This window comes from Ornithinimicrobium cryptoxanthini (assembly GCF_023923205.1).
GTDB lineage: Bacteria > Actinomycetota > Actinomycetes > Actinomycetales > Dermatophilaceae > Ornithinicoccus > Ornithinicoccus cryptoxanthini.
In genome coordinates this window covers 1,933,860-1,952,273 of sequence record NZ_CP099490.1, presented here as the reverse complement: position 1 = coordinate 1,952,273, position 18,414 = coordinate 1,933,860, and the positions used below count along the sequence as shown (strand labels likewise).

At 69.3% G+C, this 18,414-nt stretch carries 16 protein-coding genes; 9 read left to right on the top strand and 7 right to left on the bottom strand.

Going from position 1 to position 18,414, the window contains the following annotated elements; all coding sequences use genetic code 11:
• Window positions 1-122: 122 nt before the first annotated feature.
• The 8 genes from NF557_RS09010 to NF557_RS08975 all read left to right on the top strand — a co-directional run bounded on the left by NF557_RS09010 (window position 123) and on the right by NF557_RS08975 (window position 9,342).
• Window positions 123-1,295, top strand: coding sequence for a DUF3866 family protein (locus tag NF557_RS09010; RefSeq protein WP_252618869.1), 1,173 nt, complete (start codon window positions 123-125; stop codon window positions 1,293-1,295).
• Window positions 1,296-1,391: 96 nt separating this feature from the next.
• A complete protein-coding gene (locus tag NF557_RS09005; protein ID WP_252618868.1) occupies window positions 1,392-2,384 on the top strand; it encodes a helix-turn-helix transcriptional regulator in 993 nt (330 codons plus the stop codon).
• A complete protein-coding gene (locus NF557_RS09000; RefSeq protein ID WP_252618867.1) occupies window positions 2,384-3,355 on the top strand; it encodes a helix-turn-helix transcriptional regulator in 972 nt (323 codons plus the stop codon). The genes NF557_RS09005 and NF557_RS09000 overlap by 1 nt, the downstream gene beginning before the upstream one ends.
• A gap of 59 nt (window positions 3,356-3,414) precedes the next feature.
• Window positions 3,415-3,825, top strand: coding sequence for a twin-arginine translocase TatA/TatE family subunit (locus tag NF557_RS08995; protein ID WP_252618866.1), 411 nt, complete (start codon window positions 3,415-3,417; stop codon window positions 3,823-3,825).
• Between the two features lie 56 nt (window positions 3,826-3,881).
• Window positions 3,882-4,661 carry a twin-arginine translocase subunit TatC gene (gene tatC, locus NF557_RS08990; protein WP_252618865.1) on the top strand — a complete coding sequence of 260 codons (780 nt, stop codon included), beginning with the start codon at window positions 3,882-3,884 and terminating at the stop codon, window positions 4,659-4,661.
• A 43-nt stretch (window positions 4,662-4,704) separates the two neighbouring features.
• The gene (locus NF557_RS08985; protein WP_252618864.1) at window positions 4,705-5,586 is read left to right on the top strand and encodes a diacylglycerol/lipid kinase family protein; all 882 of its coding nucleotides are present in this window, start codon (window positions 4,705-4,707) and stop codon (window positions 5,584-5,586) included.
• Between the two features lie 163 nt (window positions 5,587-5,749).
• On the top strand, window positions 5,750-8,722 hold the full coding sequence (locus tag NF557_RS08980; protein ID WP_252618863.1) for a DEAD/DEAH box helicase: 2,973 nt from the start codon (window positions 5,750-5,752) through the stop codon (window positions 8,720-8,722).
• A 71-nt stretch (window positions 8,723-8,793) separates the two neighbouring features.
• Entirely contained in the window at window positions 8,794-9,342 is a 549-nt protein-coding gene (locus tag NF557_RS08975) for a PH domain-containing protein (RefSeq protein ID WP_252618862.1), read from the top strand.
• 34 nt (window positions 9,343-9,376) lie between these two features.
• Here the strand turns inward: NF557_RS08975 and NF557_RS08970 are convergent, their stop codons facing one another.
• The gene (locus tag NF557_RS08970; protein ID WP_252618861.1) at window positions 9,377-10,324 is read right to left on the bottom strand and encodes a 5'-3' exonuclease; all 948 of its coding nucleotides are present in this window, start codon (window positions 10,322-10,324) and stop codon (window positions 9,377-9,379) included.
• Window positions 10,325-10,345: 21 nt separating this feature from the next.
• On the opposite strand from NF557_RS08970, the gene NF557_RS08965 reads away from it, so the two are divergent.
• Window positions 10,346-10,798, top strand: a complete 453-nt coding sequence (locus NF557_RS08965; protein ID WP_252618860.1) for an Lrp/AsnC family transcriptional regulator — start codon at window positions 10,346-10,348, stop codon at window positions 10,796-10,798.
• A gap of 16 nt (window positions 10,799-10,814) precedes the next feature.
• Here NF557_RS08965 and ybaK read toward each other — a convergent pair whose 3' ends face one another.
• The 6 genes from ybaK to NF557_RS08935 form a co-directional block, all read right to left on the bottom strand.
• On the bottom strand, window positions 10,815-11,309 hold the full coding sequence (gene ybaK, locus NF557_RS08960; RefSeq protein ID WP_252618859.1) for a Cys-tRNA(Pro) deacylase: 495 nt from the start codon (window positions 11,307-11,309) through the stop codon (window positions 10,815-10,817).
• Window positions 11,310-11,314: 5 nt separating this feature from the next.
• The gene (locus tag NF557_RS08955) at window positions 11,315-13,057 is read right to left on the bottom strand and encodes a dipeptide ABC transporter ATP-binding protein (protein WP_252618858.1); all 1,743 of its coding nucleotides are present in this window, start codon (window positions 13,055-13,057) and stop codon (window positions 11,315-11,317) included.
• Entirely contained in the window at window positions 13,054-14,040 is a 987-nt protein-coding gene (locus NF557_RS08950; RefSeq protein ID WP_425342938.1) for an ABC transporter permease, read from the bottom strand. The genes NF557_RS08955 and NF557_RS08950 overlap by 4 nt, the downstream gene beginning before the upstream one ends.
• Entirely contained in the window at window positions 14,033-14,959 is a 927-nt protein-coding gene (locus NF557_RS08945; RefSeq protein WP_252618857.1) for an ABC transporter permease, read from the bottom strand. The genes NF557_RS08950 and NF557_RS08945 overlap by 8 nt, the downstream gene beginning before the upstream one ends.
• A gap of 135 nt (window positions 14,960-15,094) precedes the next feature.
• Window positions 15,095-16,771, bottom strand: a complete 1,677-nt coding sequence (locus tag NF557_RS08940) for a peptide ABC transporter substrate-binding protein (RefSeq protein WP_252618856.1) — start codon at window positions 16,769-16,771, stop codon at window positions 15,095-15,097.
• A gap of 171 nt (window positions 16,772-16,942) precedes the next feature.
• Complete coding sequence (locus NF557_RS08935; RefSeq protein WP_252618855.1) at window positions 16,943-18,397, bottom strand: KamA family radical SAM protein; 1,455 nt, start codon at window positions 18,395-18,397, stop codon at window positions 16,943-16,945.
• Window positions 18,398-18,414: the final 17 nt, after the last annotated feature.

The following is an 18,414-nucleotide window of genomic DNA, read 5'->3' as shown; positions in this document are numbered from 1 at the left end:
TCACCCGCGCCCGGAGGCACATCCGGTGCTGGACCCCAGAAGGTGCCGCTTGACCCGACTTTTCTTGTCGGGTTGAGCGGCACCTTCTCAGGTTGAGGGTCGATCTGACCTAGGGTCGGTCTGTGATCCGGTGGCGCGAGGGCAAGGTCGTGCGCGAGCGCGCCCACTGGGGGGACGCTGTCGAGGTGGACGTGCAGGTGATCTCGGTGGGAGATCACGCGACGCGGGACCCGCGGGGGGAGTCGCAAGCCCCAGAGCCAGGTCCCATCGTGCGTGCGCTGGCCTATCGCTCCGTGACCGGTGAGCCGGTGGTCGGCGACCGGGTGCTGCTCAACACCAACGCCCTCGACAACGAGCTCGGCACCGGGGGAGTGGCGATGGTCGTGGCGCTGCCGGACCGGTTGCCCGCCGACGCTGGCGACGACGCTGCAGACCCCGCCGGCGCCGGGCATCTGGTCAAGGCGCGCTACACCCCGCTGCAGACGATGGTCTTCGGCGTCGACGAGCAGGACAGCCCGCACCACAGCGCCCTCGACGGGGCCGCCGACCTGGCCGGACTGCCGGTCGTCGTCGCAGACCTGCACTCGAGCATCCCCGCGGTCCTGGCCGGCCTGCGCGAGCGCGCGCCCGGCGTGGTCGTGGCCTACCTCATGACCGACGGTGGAGCGCTGCCCGCCGCCTTCTCCCGGGCCTGCGCCAGCCTGCGCGAGGACGGCTGGTTGGCCTCGGTGATCAGCTGCGGGCAGGCCTACGGTGGTGACCTGGAGGCGGTCAACGTCTTCTCCGGACTGCTGGCCGCCCGCCATGTGGTCCGCGCGGACGCCGTGATCGTGGCCCAGGGGCCGGGCAACCTGGGGACGGGGTCCACCTGGGGGTTCTCCGGAGTCTCCGCCGGTGAGGCCCTCAACGCGGCAGCCGTCCTCGGTGGCGCCGGGGTCGCCACCCTCCGCGTCTCCGGGGCCGACCCCAGGCAACGGCACCGCGGCATCTCGCACCACAGCCGCACGGCATACGCCCGGCTCCTCAACCGCCCCGCAGACGTGCCGGTCCCACTGCTGCGGGGGCACTGCGGCATCGACGACGCCCTGGCCGACGAGGTGCTGCGCCAGGCAGACGAGCTGGTCGAGGCCGGCCCCCACCTGACCCGGCACGACATCGACCTGACCGGGCTGGACCGTGCCCTGGCCGACTCGCCGGTGCGCCTGTCGACGATGGGACGGGGTCTGCGCGACGACCCTGCGGCCTTCCTGACGGCGGCCGCGGCCGGACGCCACGCCGCGTCGCTCCTGTGCTGACCGATCCGCAGCGTCCGGCCGCGAGCAGGTCGGCGCCCGCACAGACCCGCCGTGCCGACGCCGGGTCACGGGCGAGTGTCAGGTAGCGTCATCGCCATGGTTCGTCCCAGTCCCGCCGCCGCGAAGACGGAACGGCTCCTGAACCTGGTCATCGCGCTGCTCTACACCCGCCAACCGATGAGCAAGAGCCGGATCCGCACGGCGGTGCCGCAGTATGCCGAGAGCACCGACGAGGCCTTCGACCGCATGTTTGAGCGCGACAAGGACGAGCTGCGACTGCTCGGGATCCCGCTGCGCACCGAGGTGGTCGACCCGCTCTTCGACGACGAGACCGGCTATCGCATCGACCGCCGTGAGTACTCCCTGCCCGAGATCGCCTTCGAGCCCGACGAGCTGGCCGTGATCGGCGTCGCCTCGCGCGCGTGGTCGCAGGCCAGCCTGGCGGGCCCCGCCGCACAGGCGCTGCGCAAGCTCGAGTCGACCGGGCTGACTCGCGACGAGTCCTCCGTCGCCGGCATCGAACCGTTGCTGCACACCAACGAGCCGGCCTTCGAGGCGGCCCGCGCCGCCGTGCTGGCCAGCCGCGAGGTGTCGTTCAGCTATCGCCGGGGCACCGCCGGGTCACCGGCGCAGCGACACCTGCAGCCGTGGGCGCTGACCTCGTGGCACGGTCGTTGGTATCTGACGGGCCACGACCTGGACCGGGACGCCCCTCGGGTCTTCCGGCTGGACCGGATCGATGGCGACCTGAAGATCACCGGCCGGCCGGGTGCCTATCAGGTGCCCAAGGACCACGACCCGCGAGCGATGATCACGACGGCCGACGAGCAGCCGGGCGAGCGGTCGGCACGCGTGGCCGTGCGGCCCGGCGCCGGTCACCGGGTGCGCCGACGCGGGCAGGTGCTTGACGAGCGTGGGCCGCAGGGCTGGGACGTCGTCGAGCTGGAGATGGGCGCCCCGTGGCCCCTGATCGAGGAGATCGCCGGCCTCGGGCCGGACGCCGTGGCTCTTGCTCCCGAGGAGCTGGTGACCGGGGTGCGCCGCAGCCTGGAGGCGGTCGCAGCCGCGCACCGGGGGACGGTGGGCTGATGTCCGTCCCGGAGACCGCGACGCAGCGGCTGTCACGGCTGCTGACGATGGTGCCCTGGCTGCTGAACCGCCAGGGCGTGGACATCGAGGAGGCGGCCCGGGATCTCGGCGTCTCCCAGGAGCAGATCGTCGACGACCTGCAGCTGCTCTTTGTCTGTGGGACACCGGGGCACTACCCCGACGACCTGATCGAGGCCAGCTGGGAGGACGGCCGGGTCCATGTCGGCAACGCCAAGGAGATCGCGCGCCCCCTGCGGCTGGGCCGGGACGAGGCCCTGGCGCTGATCGTGGCGTTGCGCGCGCTGGCCGCGACTCCGGGGGTGGGTGCCAGCGACGCCATCGAGCGGGCCCTGGCCAAGCTGGAGGATGCGGCGGAAGCCGGGGGCGTTGCCGCCGGACAGGTGAGCGTGAGCCTAGAGGTGGGGGAGAGCGAGCAGCAGCGGCTGGAGCAGATCCGTGAGGCGCTGGCGGGACCGCACAGGGTCCACCTGCGCCACTACAACGCGACCCGCGATGAGACGACTGAGCGTGACGTGGACCCGATGCGGGTCGTCTCGCTGGAGGGTCGCTGGTATCTCGAGGGTTGGTGCCACCGCGCCCAGGACGTGCGACTCTTCCGCCTCGACCGGATCGAGGACCTGGCGGTCCTGGACGAGGACGGGACCCCACCCGAACGCGCCCGACCCCGCGCGACGGGCAGCACCGCGTTCCAGGGGTCACCGCAGGATGTGCTGGTCGAGCTGGAGCTCGCGCCCCGGGCCGCGTGGGTGGCCGAGAACTTCCCGATGGAGTCCGTCGAGCGGCGCGACGACGGGTCGCTGCGCGTCACCCTGCGTGCTGCTGATCCCGCCTGGGTGCAGCGTCTGGTGTGGCGTCTGGGAGGTGCGGGGACCGTCACGAGCCCGCCGGAGCTCGCGGCAGAAACCCGGGCCGGAGCGGACCTGGCTCTGCAGTTCTACCCGTTACACTGAGGACGTTAACGGGGCTGCACAGGCGTGCAGTCACCGCCCCGTGAGAGAGGTCCCCTCGCATGAAGCCGTCGGCCTGGCAAATCGGTGCCCTGATCATCGTGCTCATCCTGCTGTTCGGCTGGAAGAGCCTGCCCAACATGGCGCGCAGCCTGGGGCAGTCGATGCGGATCTTCAAGTCCGAGGTCGACCAGATGAAGGAGCCCAGCGCGGCCAGCCGCGACACGGTCCCGGGGGAGACGGCTGACCGCTACCGCGACGACTACCGGGCCGATCGGCATACCGATGGTGACGTGCGTGACCGGGACCGTGAGGACCGTGACCGCGTCGGTCTGCGGGATCGCGCCGATGACCTCAAGGACCGCGCCCGCGACACAGCCGACGATGTGCGCGACCGTGGTGCCCACGTGCGCGACGAGTTCCGTGACGGGCTGCGCGGCGACGACGGGCGTTCGAACAACCCGCGCGCCTGACGGTCACCGCTGCACCTGTGGCACTTCGTCGCCGTTCCCGAGATCCCGAGGGACGGATGTCTCTCGCGGACCACTTCCGGGAGCTGCGCAACCGGGTCGTCATCGCCAGCCTCGGCGTCCTGGTCCTATCCGTCGTCGGGTGGTATGTCTACGCTGACCTGATCGGGCTGCTGATCCAGCCGCTCAAGGACGTGCGCGACGCCAGCGGTCGCGAGATCGTCAACATCAACTTCGGCGCGAGCATCACCCAACCCTTCTCGGTGCAGCTGAAGGTCGCGATCTTCGTCGGCATCGTGCTATCGAGCCCGATCTGGATCTGGCAGATCTGGGGCTTTCTGATGCCCGGGCTGACCAAGAAGGAACGCCGGATCGCGCTGGCCTACTTCTGTGCGGCCGTGCCTCTGTTCCTCGCCGGTGCCGCCCTGGCCGCGTGGGCGATCCCACGCACGGTGGCCATCCTGCTGTCGTTCACCCCTGAGGGTGCGGCGAACCTGCAGGACGCGATGACCTATCTCAACTTCGTGCTCTATTTCATCCTCGCGTTCGGCCTGGCCTTCCTGATGCCGGTGGCGCTGGTGGGTCTGAACCAGCTCAAGATCCTGTCGGCCCGCGTGATGATCAAAGGCTGGCGGGTCGCCCTGATGATCATCCTGATCTTCGCGGCGTTCGTGACGCCCGACCCCAGCGCCTGGACGATGATCGCCCTGTCCATCCCCGTCTACATCCTCTATTGGGGCGCCATCGGCGTCTCGGTGGTCATGGAGCGACGACGCGCCAAGAAGGATCCGACGACCGCCTGGAAGGACCTGTCACCGGACGAGGCCAGCCCCTTGTGAGTGGCGTGCCCCGCTGCGCGAGGCGCTGGGGCACAATCAACCCATGACGAGGTATGCCGTGCTGCACGGCCCACGATCCGGCCGCCGGGGGGCCGGTGCTGTGGGTGAACAGGTGGTCGAGCAGCTGCGGGCCGCCGGCCAGCAGGTCCACGAGCTCGTGGCAGCCACCGTCGAGCAGGCGCGGGAAGCGTGCCAGGGGGCGGTGCGGGACGGCGTCGAGGCCCTTGTCGCGGTCGGTGGCGACGGTGTCGTGCAGATCGCCGCAGGACAGGTGGTCGGCAGCGGCACGGCCCTGGGCATCGTGCCGTCGGGCACGGGCAACGACAACGCGCGCTCGCTCGGCATACCTCTCAGGATCGACGCGGCCGTCGCCACCCTGCTCTCCGGCACCCGCCGGAGCATCGACCTGATCCACGTGGACCCGCTCGACCGGCACGTGGTCGGCTCGGTGCCGTGCGGCCTGGACGCGCTCATCGCGGCCCGCGCCGCGACCCTGCCCCGCTGGCTGGGAGCCCAGTCCTACACCGTCGCCGTGCTGCCCGAGCTCGTCAGGCTGCGGCCGATGGCCTATCGCCTCGAGCTGGACGACCAGGTGCTGGAGCTGGACGCCCTGGTCGTGGCCGTGTGCAACATGCCGGTCTATGGCGGCGGCATGCGCATCGCGCCCGACGCGGATCCTGGCGACGGGCTGCTTGACGTCATCATCATCGAGCCGGTCGGTGCCACCTCGGCCGTGCGGCTGCTTGCCGGGGTCTTCTCCGGGCGGCACAGCAACCATCCGCCCGTGCGGATCGAGCGGGCGCGCCGGGTCAGCGTGGCCGGGCCGGAGCTCGTGGCGCACGGCGATGGGGAGGCTCTGTGCCCGCTGCCGGTCGACTGCAGCGTCGTGCCCGGCGCGATCGACGTCCTGGTCCCGGCGGGCTGAGTGCCTCTTCGTACTAGCGTCGGCCGCACAGTGCAGGTGAACGCTCGGGCCGACGACACGCGGACGCATCCCGGCCGCAGCGTGCAGGTGAACGCTCGGGCCGACGAGGGGGACCCGCAGAACCACTACGAAAATGGGTGGGGGGACCGCGTAGCCTGGGGCCATGTCCTCTCCTGCTGAGCGGTATGCCGCTGCCCGCGAGCGGAACACGCGAGACAGGGGGGCGGTCGGGCGGTTCACGGCACGGCTCGACTTCCCGCTCGACGACTTCCAGCTCGCGGCGATCTCGGCGGTGGACGCGGGGCAGGGCGTGCTCGTGGCGGCCCCGACCGGAGCCGGCAAGACGATCGTGGGGGAGTTCGCCGTGGCTCTCGCACTCGAGACCGGGCGCAAGGCGTTCTACACCACCCCCATCAAGGCGCTGAGCAACCAGAAATACCACGACCTCGTCGCCCAGCATGGATCCGACAAGGTCGGCCTGCTGACCGGCGACGCGTCCGTCAACGGCGAGGCTCCCGTGGTCGTCATGACCACCGAGGTGCTGCGCAACATGATGTATGCCGGGTCGCACACCCTGGCCGGCCTGGGCTTCGTGGTGATGGACGAGGTGCACTACCTCGCAGACCGCTTCCGTGGTGCGGTCTGGGAGGAGGTGATCATCCACCTGCCCGAGTCGGTGCAGGTCATCTCGTTGTCCGCGACGGTCAGCAACGCCGAGGAGTTCGGCGACTGGTTGCGCACGGTGCGCGGCAACATGGAGGTGATCGTCTCCGAGGTCCGGCCGGTGCCGCTCTGGCAGCACATGATGGTCGGCAAGGACCTGATGGACCTGTTCGTCCACGAGGGCGACGGCCTGGTCGTCGATCCCTCCGGGCCGGCTCAGCAGACCAGCATCAACCCCGAGCTGATCAGCCGGATCATGAGCACGCAGCGCGACGCCCGCTGGCGCCGCGACGACGCGGGGGGCCCGCGCGGTCGTCGTGGGCGCCCGCACGGCCGGGACGACCGGGGGCGGTCTGGTCGCGGGCGGGCCGAGCGCAGCGGTGGTGGCTATGACCGGCGGCGCGGCGACGGCCGACCCGGCGGCGACGACGCGGACCACACACGCGGCCACGGGGGTGCCGGAAGCCTGCCCGGAGGGACGGCCAGCCGCTCCGAGGTGATCGACCGGCTGGACCGGGAGGGGCTCCTGCCGGCGATCACCTTCATCTTCAGCCGGGCTGGCTGCGAGGGGGCGGTCACCCAGCTGCTCAGCCGCGGGACCCGCCTGGTGCCGCCCCAGGAGGGCGAGCGGATCCGCCGCCTCGTCGAGGAGCGGGTGGCCGAGGTCGACGAACGTGACCTGCCCGTGCTCGGCTATCACGACTTCGTCGAGGGGCTCAGCCGCGGGTTTGCCGCACATCACGCGGGCATGCTCCCGCTCTTTCGGGAGATCGTCGAGGAGCTGTTCACCGCGGGGCGGATCAAGGCCGTCTTTGCCACGGAGACGCTGGCGCTGGGCATCAACATGCCCGCTCGCACCGTGGTCCTGGAGAAGCTGGTGAAGTTCAACGGGGAGGAGCACGCTCCGGTCACCCCGGCCGAATACACCCAGCTCACCGGACGCGCCGGACGGCGAGGGATCGACATCGAGGGTCACGCGGTCGTGCTGCACCGCCGCGGCCTGGACCCGATCGACGTCGCAGGGCTGGCCTCCACGCGGACCTATCCCCTCAGATCCTCCTTTCGGCCCACCTACAACATGGCGGTCAACCTCGTGGCCCAGTTCGGTCGCGAGGTCGCCCACGAGCTGCTCCAGTCCTCCTTCGCCCAGTTCCAGGCGGACCGCGCAGTCGTGGGACTGGCGAGTCAGGTGCGTCGCAACGAGGAGGCGATGGCCGGCTACGCCGAGTCGATGCACTGCGAGCTGGGTGACTTCCGGGAGTACGCGCGCCTGCGCCGCGAGCTCAGTGATGCCGAGAAGACCGCCGCCCGCCGTCGCTCGGCCTCCCTCCGGGCCGAGATCGCGGTGAGCCTTGAGGAACTGTCCCCCGGGGACGTCCTCAGCCTGCCGCAGGGGCGTCGCAAGGGGATGGCCATCGTGCTGACCGTGCCGTCCAAGCCCGGCCGCTCACCGGAGCCGAGCATCTTGGACTCCGACGCCCAGCTGCGCCGGCTGACCGTGCACGACCTGCAGGACCCGGTGATCCCGGTCGCCCGCGTGGCGATCCCCAGGGGATTCAACCCGCGCAACGTGCGCTCCCGCAAGGACCTGGCAGCCACGCTGCGGGCCCAGGTGCCCTTCGAACCACCGCCCAGCCAGTGGCCCAGCACGGAGGCGGCGGGCCAGCGTGTGCGGGGGCACCAGGGTGAGCCTGAGCAGACCCGGGCCTCAGGTGCGGGGGAGGGCAGTGGTGCGACACGGCATACGGACCCTGATGAGCTGCGCAGCCGGTTGCGAGCACACCCGTGTCACCAGTGCCCGGACCGTGAGGACCACGCGCGGTGGGCGGAGCGGTGGTGGAAGCTGCGGCGCGACACCGACGATCTGCAACGGCGGGTGAGCGGGCGGACCAACACCGTGGCCAAGACCTTTGACCGGATCTGCACGCTGCTCAGCGAGCTCGGCTATCTCACCGAGGACGGTCAGCAGGTGACCGACGCGGGCGCGAGCCTGCGCAGGATCTACACCGAGAAGGACCTGGTGGCGGCCCAGGCCATCACCCAGGGCACGTGGCAGCGTCTAGACGCGGCCGGTCTGGCGGCCGTGGTCTCCACCCTGATCCACGAGCCACGCGGCAGCGACGAGAGCCCGTCGCCGCGCTGGCCGACGACCGAGGTGGAGGAGGCCTTCCACGAAATGGTCGCCATCTGGTCGCAGCTGACCGACCGGGAGGCCGACCACCGGTTGCCGCTGACCGGCGAGCTGGACCCGGGGATCGCGTGGATGATCCACCGCTGGGCGTCGGGCCGGGCGCTGGACGAGGTGCTGCGCGACAGCGAGCTCTCTGCGGGCGACTTCGTGCGGCGCAGCAAGCAGGTGGTGGACCTGCTGGGGCAGATCGCGCAGGCGGCTGACGGGCCGGTGTCGGCCACGGCCCGCCGCGCCACCGACGCGATGCTGCGAGGCGTCGTCGCAGCGGACCGGATGGACTGAGCGCGCAGCACCCACGGCGCCGTCGCGGCCAACCATCGCGCCGGCAGTGGTGTTGGTGGCAGGATGCCACCATGGCTCTGAAGGAGAAGCACCTCGGCGACGGCGAATCAGTCGTGCTCAGCATCCGCACGCACTGGAAGGCACTGGCTGGGCCGATCGCGTTAGCCCTCTTCCTGCTCGCCCTGCTGTGGGCCGTGTGGTGGTTCACCCGGGACCTGTCCTATGGCAACTGGGTCACCATCGCCGGCGCGGTCCTGGCGGCCCTGATCGCCGCCTGGTTCGTGCTCGTGCCGATCCTGCGCTGGTCGACCGAGCGCTATGTCATCACCAATCGCCGGTTGAGCCACCGCTCCGGCATCCTGACCAAGATCGGCCGGGACATCCCGCTGCACCGGATCAACGACATCGGCATCGAGAAGGGTGTGCTCGACCGGATCCTGGGATGCGGCACGCTCATCGTCTCGGACGCCACGGACAAGGCGGGCATGGAGCTGCACGACGTGCCCCGCGTCGAGGACGTGCAGGTCCAGCTGCAGAACCTGCTGTTTGCCGGCGACGACGGATCGGACGACGGAGAGTGGCCGCCCAATGAGCCGCGACGTGCGCGGGGTCGGGGCTGACGCGCAACTCGCAGCTGACCGTTCGGCTCGACCTTCAGCTCAGGTTGAGGGCGGCCAGGAGCCGGGAGACCGGTCCGGAGATGCCGTAGGCCTCGACAAACTGCAGCAGCGTGCCCGGGTCGGCAAGCTCACGGGGCAGTGTCAGCGCACGATCAGGCAGGGCCGCGTCCCGGGCGACCAGGACCACGCCGGGGGCGACGTCGAGGTAGTCCGAGGCGGCTTCCAGGTTCTTGCGCCGCGCACCCTTGATCGCCGGGTCACCTGCGGCCAGGGCCTCGCGCACGCCGGCGAGCGAGCCATAGGTGGCGATCAGGGCCGCCGCCGTCTTGTCGCCGATCCCGGCGACCCCGGGCAGACCGTCGCTGGTGTCGCCGCGCATGATCGACATGTCGGCATAGGCGGCCCCGGAGGGCACGCCATACCGTGCCTGGAGGTCGGCCTGCCGGATCACCTCAGCGTCCCGCACACCGGAGCGGGCCGTGTAGGCGACGCTGATGTCGTGCTCGTCGTCGACGAGCTGGAAGAGGTCGCGGTCGCCGGTCACGATTGTCACGGGCAGCACCCCCGTGTGCCGGTGCGTGAGCGTCCCGATGACGTCGTCAGCCTCAAAACCGGGAGAGCCCAGAACGGGGAAGCCGAAGGCCTCCAGCGCCGTGCGGATCAGCGGCACCTGCACCTGCAGCGCGTCGGGGACCTCCTCCACGTTGCCGGTGGCCCCCTCGACCAGACGGTGTGCCTTGTATGACGGGATCGCGGCGGTCCGGAAGGCGGGCCGCCAGTCGTCGTCCCAGCAGGCGACCAGGCGTGTGGGGTGGAACCGGTTGATGAGCGTCGCGGTGAAGTCCAGCATCCCGCGCACGGCGTTGGTGGGAGTCCCGTCCGGCGCGGGGGCCGCGTCCTTGACGCCGAAGAAGGCGCGGAAGTAGAGACTCGCGGCGTCCAGCAGGAGGAGGCGCTGGCCTGGGCTGATCTGCGGGGTCATGGGTCACTAGGCTATGCGGTCATGGAAGCTGTTGACCGCCAGATCGTCGGACTGCTCGCTGCGGATGGCCGGATGAGCTTCGCCGACCTGGGTCGGGCGGTGGGGCTGTCCACGTCGGCTGTGCACCAACGGGTCAAGCGGCTCGAGGAGCGCGGCGTGATCACCGGCTACCGCGCCGAGATCGACTTCGAGAAGGTTGGCCTGCCGCTGACCGCGCTGATCGCGCTGACGCCGTTTGACCCGGCGGCGCCCGACGACATCCCGGAGCGGCTCGAGCACCTGCCGGAGATCGACTCGTGCTGGTCCGTCGCCGGGCGGGAGAACTATGTGATCCAGGTCCGGCTCGCCAAGCCGTCGGACCTCGAGCAGCTCCTGGCCGACATCCGGGTCGCCGCCAACTGTGCGAGCAGCACCACGGTCGTGTTGTCCACCCCGTGGGAGGGCCGTCCGGTCAGGCTGCCGACCGAGGGCTAGCTAGCCCTTCTGGGCGTCACCTGGCGATGGGCGCCAGGGTGGCGCGGGTGAGCGCAATGAGGTCCTGGGGGGCCAGCTCGAGGTCGAGGCCGCGTTTGCCCCCAGACACGAGCACGGTCGCGAACTGCGTTGCCGTGGAGTCAAGCACGGTGGGCAGGGACTTCCTCTGTCCCAGAGGACTGATGCCACCGACGACATAGCCCGTCGTCCGTTCGGCCACCGTCGGGTCGGCCATCACCGCCTTCTTCTGGCCCAGCGCGGCGGCGACCGCCTTGAGGTCGAGCTGACGGGCGACGGGGACGATCCCCACGCCGAGTCCGGCGTCCGTCTCGACGAGGAGAGTCTTCAGGACGCGGGCCGGGTCCACCCCCAAGGCCTGAGCGGCCTCCAACCCGTAGGAGGCCGCGGCAGGGTCGTGGTCATAGGCCCGGACCGTGAACGGCACACCGGCCCGCTCCAGCAGGACCGTGGCAGGGGTGCCACCGGCCGACTTCGACCCTGCCCTGGCCACGGCGCTCAGGCGTCCTGCACCTTCGGCGCCTGATAGCCGATGTCGAGACTGGCACCCGGGATGGCCTCGAGCAGCTCCCGGGTGTATTCCTCACGCGGGTTGTCGAAGACCTCGGCCGTGCCCGCCTGCTCGACGATGCGCCCGCTCTGCATGACGGCGACGGTGTCGGCGATCTGCCGGACGACCGCAAGGTCGTGGGTGATGAACAGATAGGTCAGGCCGAGCTCGTGCTGGAGGTCATGGAGCAGGCTCAGCACCTGGGCCTGGACCAGCACATCGAGGGCGGAGACCGCCTCGTCGCAGACGACGACCTTGGGCTCCAGCGCGAGCGCCCTCGCGATCGCGACGCGCTGACGCTGCCCACCCGAGAGCTCGTTGGGATAGCGGCGCATGGTGGAGGTGGGCAGTGACACGAGGTCAAGGAGCTCCGCGACCCGCTTGGAGCGGGACTTCGCGTCGCCGATCCGGTGCACCCGCAGGGGTTCGACGATGGTGCGGAAGATGGAGTACATCGGGTCCAGGGAGCCATAGGGGTTCTGGAAGATCGGTTGCACCTGGCGGCGGAAGTCGAACAGCTGCCGACGGCTCAGCGCACCGACCTCGGTGCCCTCGAACAGCACCTTGCCCTCGGTGGGTTCCAGCAGGTTGAGGATGATGTTGGCGACCGTGGACTTGCCCGAACCGGACTCGCCGACCAGGGCCATCGTCGAACCGCGCGGGATGACGAACGAGACGTCGTCGACCGCCTTGAACTCACGACTGGCACCAACGGGCCCACCCCGAAGGCTGAACACCTTGGTCAGCTGCTCGACCTCCACGATGTTGGACGCGGTCGACGCCTCGTCCTCGACGAGCAGCTCGTCGGACTCGACCCCTCGCTCGTGGGCCGACTGGATCCGTCGGGAGGCCAGCGACGGCGCGGAGGCCACCAGACGCTGGGTGTAGGGGTGCTGGGGGCTGCTCAGGATCTGTCGGGACGGCCCCGACTCGACCACCCGTCCGCGGTGCATGACCACGAGGTGCTCGGCGCGCTCGGCGGCGAGTCCGAGGTCGTGGGTGATGAACAGGACCGCGGCGTTCTGCTCGCTGGTGAGCTCCTCGAGGTGGTCCAGGATCTGACGCTGCACGGTCACGTCCAGTGCCGATGTCGGCTCGTCCGCGATCAGCAACCGCGGCCGTCCCGCGAGACCGATGCCGATCAGGGCACGCTGGCGCATGCCTCCGGAGAACTCGTGGGGGTATTGCTTCGAGCGGCGTGCCGCGTCCGGCAACCCAGCCCGGGAGAGCACCGCCTCGACCTCCTTGGCGATGTCGCTGCCCTTGGCGACACCGTTGGCTATCAGGGCCTCCTTGACCTGGAAGCCGATCTTCCACACCGGGTTGAGGTTGGACATCGGGTCCTGGGGGACCAGTCCGATCTCCCGGCCACGCAGGTGCTCGATGTCCTTGCGCGACGCAGAGGTCAGCTCCTTGCCGGCGAACTTGATTGAGCCGCCGGTCACCCGGCCGGTGCCGGGCAGCAGGTCGATGATGGCGTGCGCAGTCGTCGACTTGCCCGAACCGGACTCACCGACGATGGCGACAGACTGCCCCGGATAGACGGTCAGATTGGCGCCGCGCACCGCGGGCACCATGCCCGTCGACGAGCGGAAGGCGACCTCGAGGTCCCTGATCTCCAGGAGCGGGGTCTGGCCCTCCGCCTCGGGTGCGGGGCTCGCGCCGCTGGTCGGGTTCTGGGGGTCGGTCATCGGTTGCGCACCTTGGGGTCGAGGGCGTCGCGCACGACGTCGCCCAACATGATGAAGCCGAGCACGGTCGTGGCCAGCGCGCCGGCGGGATAGAACAGCACCGTGGCGTTGGAACGCAGGGACGCCTGTGCCTTGGATATGTCGCCTCCCCATGAGGTCACCGACGGCGGCAACCCGATGCCTAGGAAGCTGAGCGTCGCCTCGGCCACGATGAACGTGCCGAGGGCGACCGTGGCATAGACGATGATCGGTGCGGCGGCGTTGGGCAGGATGTGGCGCATGAGCGTGCTGAACCTGCTCACACCCAGCGCCGTCGCAGCCGTGATGTAGTCGTTGTTCTTGATGCTCATCACCGTCCCACGGGTGATCCGGGCGATGGGCGGCCACCCGAAGACACCCAGCACGGCGATGACCGTCCACATGGAGCGGCTGTCGGAGAAGACCTGCATCACGACGATGGCGGCCAGGACCAGCGGGATGGCGAAGAAAATGTCGGTGACCCGCGAGAGCAGCGTGTCTGCCCAACCACCCACGAAGCCGGCGATGGCCCCGACGGTCACCCCGATCACGACGACCGCGACGGTGGTGAGCACGCCGACGAGGACGGACGCGCGAGCGCCATACATCGTGCGCGAGAAGATGTCGCAGCCCTGCCGGTCGAACCCGAACGGGTGGCCGGGCGCGCGCTCACCCAGGGAGTTGGACAGCTCGCAGAAGCGAGGATCCACGGACGTGAACCAGGACGGGAAGAGTGCCAGCACCATCACCGCGGTGATGATCAGGGTCGAGACCCAGAAGAGGGGGCGGCGACGCAGCTTGTGCCACGCCTCAGACCACAGGGAAGAGGGGGCCCCGGTGTCCTGGACCGCATCGACGGCGCCGAGGCCGGTCTCGTCCATCTCGGCGAAGAAGTGCTCCTGGTGTCGCCGGGCCGCGTCCGGCTCCGGGCCGCTCTCCCGGCCCGTGCCGAAGTGTTCAGACATAACGGATCCTCGGGTCGAGTGCGGCATAGAGGAGGTCGACGAAGAGATTGGCCACGATGTAGACCAGCACCAGCACGGTCGTCAGTGAGACGACCGTCGCGGACTCTCCCTGCAGGATCGCGCGATAGAGGGTGCCACCGACGCCCTTGATGTTGAAGATCCCCTCGGTGACGATCGCACCGCCCATCAACGCTCCGAGGTCGGCTCCGAGGAAGGTGACCACGGGGATCAGCGAGTTGCGCAGGACGTGCACGCTGATCACCCGGTTGCGGGACAGGCCCTTGGCCGCGGCGGTGCGGACATAGTCAGCCGTCAGGTTCTCGGCCACCGAGGTGCGGGTCAGTCTCAGGACGTAGGCGAAGGAGACGGCGCCCAGCACGATAGCGGGCATCAGCAGGTCTCGGAAGGTGGAGTCGCTCGACGCGGTGGTGGGCAGCCAGCCCAGCTCGACCCCGACGAAGTACTGCAGCACGAAACCGATGACGAAGGTCGGCACCGCGATCACCAGCAGGCTGACGACGAGCACCGTGGCGTCGAAGATCCCGCCACGACGCAGCCCCGCGACCAGACCGGCGGCAACTCCCAGGACGGCCTCGAAGACGATGGCCATGAACGCCAGCTTGATCGTCACCGGGAAGGCCTCGCGGATGACGTCAATCACCTCGCGGCCTGAGAAGGTGATCCCGAAGTCGAAGGTCAGGATGCCTTTGAGATAGAGCAGGTACTGGACGATGAACGGCTTGTCCAGGTTGTAACGCTCACGGATCTGCTCCTGGACCGCCTCGGGCAGTCCACGTTCGCCGCCCAGCGCCGCAACCGGGTCGCCGGGCATCGCATACACCATGAAGTAGATCAGCAGGGTGGCCCCGAGGAACACCGGGATCACCTGCAAGAGTCTGCGCCCGATATACCGCAGCATCCGGTCGTCCTCCTAGTCGGTCTGGGTCTGGGCCCACCCGTGTCGACCACGGGCAGCCGAGTCTCGCGAAGACACGGGCGAGGGGGCGGGACCACTTCGGCCCCGCCCCCTGCTCTCACGTGTCGCGCGGTGAGGTCACTCGGACTTGGTGATCTCGTGATAGATCGGCACGGAGTTCCAGCCGAACGCCACATTGTCGACCGTCTCGGCGCTGCCACCGGTGACGTTGGAGTACCACAGTGGGATCACCGGGAGATCCTGGAAGAGGATCTCCTGTGCCTGGTTGTAGAGCGTGGAGGACTCCTCCACCGAACCGGCGCTGGCGGCCTGGCTCAGCAGGTCGTCGAACTCGGCGTTGGAGTAGTCACCGTCGTTGGACCCTGCGCCGGTGCCGTAGAGCGGGCCGAGGAAGTTGCCCAGACCGGGGTAGTCGGCCTGCCAACCGGTGCGGAACGCGCCCTCGATGGTGCGGGCCGTGACGTCCGAGCGCAGGTCGGCAAAGACGGCGTAGGGGTTGCCCTCCGCCTCGATGCCGAGCGTGTTGCGGATCGAGTTCACGGTCGCGTCGACCCAGGCCTGGTGGCCACCGTCGGTGTTGTAGGCCAGCGTGAAGGTGCCCTCCCACTCCGACATCGCATTGGCCTCGTCCCACAGCTCCTTGGCCTTCTCCGGGTCATACTGCAGGACCTCGGCGCCCGGAATGCTGTCCGACCACCCGTCGATGACCGGTGAGGTGAAGTCGACCGCCGGGGTGCGGGTGCCCTGGAAGATGGCCTGCGTGATCTCCTCACGGTTGATCGCGTGGGACAGGGCCTGACGGCGCAGCGTGCCCTCCTCACCGGAGAAGTGCTCGGCCTCCATCGGGATGGTGAAGGACTGGAAGATCGCCGCCGGCTGGTTGACCGCACGGTCACCCAGCTCGTCCTCGAAGGTGCCGAAGGCAGAGTCGGGGACCGCGTCGAGCACGTCCAGGTTGCCCGACAGCAGGTCGTTGTAGGCCGCGTCCTGGGTCTCGTAGAACTTCAGGTCGACACCGCCGTTCTGGGCCACCCGGTCGCCCTGGTAGGACTCCGACGGGACGAGGGAGATGCCGACGTTGTGCTCCCAGGCGCCCTCTCCGTCAAGCATGTAGGGGCCGTTGCCGATCGGGTTCTCACCGAAGGTGTCGGGGTCCTCGAAGGCGGACTCGGGCAGCGGGAAGAACGCGGAGTAGCCCAGTCGCAGCGGGAAGTCCGCCTCGGGCTGCTGCAGCGCCACCGTGAACGTCGTCTCGTCGACCACCTCGAGACCGGTGAGGTCGGAGTCCTCGTCATAGCTGAAGCCCTCGATGGGCTCGAAGAAGTAGCTGGACAGGTGACCGTTGCTGAGCAGCGCTCCCTGGTTCCATGCCTTGGTGAAGCTCTCGGCGGTGACGGGGGAGCCGTCGGAGAAGGTCAGCCCCTCCTTGAGCGTGATGGTGTAGTTCTGGCTGTCCTCGGTCTCGATGGACTCTGCCACCGCGTTGTGGGCGGCCCCATCGGCGTCGTAGTAGACCAGGCCCTCGAAGATCAGGTCGAGGATCTTGCCACCACCGACCTCGTTGGTGTTGGTCGGGATCAGGGGGTTCTGAGGTTCGTTGGAGTTGGCCGTGACGATCCCGGTCGTGGCAGCGCTCTCGCCGCCGTTGGTCTCCGATGTGCCGTCGGTCCCGTTGTCCGCGGGGCCGTCGCCGTCAGTGCTCTCGTCGTCCCCGTTGCCCCCGCTGCACGCGGTGAGCACTAGGGAACCCGCGAGGACCACCGCGGCGAGTCCCGTCATACGCCTGCTCTTCATCGTTCCTCCTTGGACGGTTCCAACCCACAGAACCTGCTGCTGTTGCCCACCCCGAGGACCGGGGAGGACGGCCTATCTCTTCGCACCATACGACCCCTGGGTCTGATAGGCCGCCAGCGGAGCATAGTCGTGATCTCTGCGTGATCGCATTGTGACGAGCCGGTGCGCCGCCTAGTCCAGCTGCGCGACCGACGCTGCGTGCGAGCTGCGGGCCGCCTCGGCGGCGGCCTCGTGGGTCGTGGCGGCGTCGCCGTGGTCGTGCCACCACTTCTGGCCCTCGGAGGACAGGGTGTAGATCGGGTCGTAGTAGACGTACTCGGCACTGGTCACGTCAACGTCGGCGGCCTCGATGGAGGTGCGGTAGTTCTTGCGCCAGTATGAGATGCCGCGCTCGGTGTCGTAGCTGTCGACCTGATGCACCCAGCGCTTGCCGACGAAGGGTACGTCGCACACGATGCGCGGCGTCGCAAAGCCGGGCAGGTAGCCCATGATCGAGTGCTGCAGGTGCTGCGCCTCGGCCAGCGAGGTCCGCCAGTGCTCGGCGAACGGGATCATGTCGCACATGTAGAAGTAGTAGGGCGTGATAGAAGCTCCGTCGGCCAAGGCGAAGCACAGGTCCAGCAGGTCCTCACTGGTGGCGTTGACGCCGCGCATGAGGACTCCCTGGTTGCGGACGTCGCGGATGCCGGCGTCGAGCATCGCCTTGGTGGCGTCGGCAACCAGCGGGGTGACGGACTGGGCGGCGTTGACGTGGGTGTGGATCGCCAGCCCGACGCCACGGGTGCGTGCCTTGGCGGCCACGCGAGCCACGCCCTCGACGGTGTCCGGAGCGAGCCAGTGCTGGGGCAGGCCCATCAGGGCCTTGGTCGCCAGGCGGATGTCGCGGATGTTGTCGACGTCCAGGACCCGGTCGATGAAGGACTCGAGGTTCTTCCACGGCATATTGGCCACGTCGCCCCCGGAGACCACCACATCGCGCACGGTCGGGGTGCGACGCAGGTAGTCCAGGATCGCCTCGTGCCGGTCCATCGGCTTGCCGGCCAGCTTGAGCTTGGTCACCTGCGGGGTGGAGTTGCCCACCAGATCCATGCGGGTGCAGTGGCCGCAGTACTGCGGGCAGGTGGGGAGCAGCTCGGCGAGCACCTTGGTCGGGTAGCGGTGCGTCAGACCCTCGGCCACCCACATGTCGTGCTCGTGCAGCGAGTCGCGCGAGGAGTAGGGGTGCGACGGCCAGTCGGTGCGCCGGTCGGAGAAGACCGGGAGCATGTAGTGGCGCACCGCGTCGGCATAGAAGGCGGCGGTGAACTCCGCGCCGGCCGCCGGCATCCGACCGTCGGCCCAGGTCATCTCCGAGACCATCGTGTTGAGCATCTGCGGGGGCACCAGCATCGACATCGTCGCGCGCTCGGCCTGGTCCCGCTCCAGATCCGCATAGAAGTCCTCGGTCAGCAGGTCACCCATCAGCTCGCGCAGCTGCTTGATGTTCTTGACGCAGTGGGCCCGCTGCCACTGCACGTCGGCCCACTGCTCGGCCGTGACCTCACGCCACCCCGGGAAGCGCGTCCAGTCAGGTTCCACCAGTTCGCGCTGCTGGTAGTCGTAGGGCTGCTCGATAAGACTGCTCATACGTGGCATGCTACGGA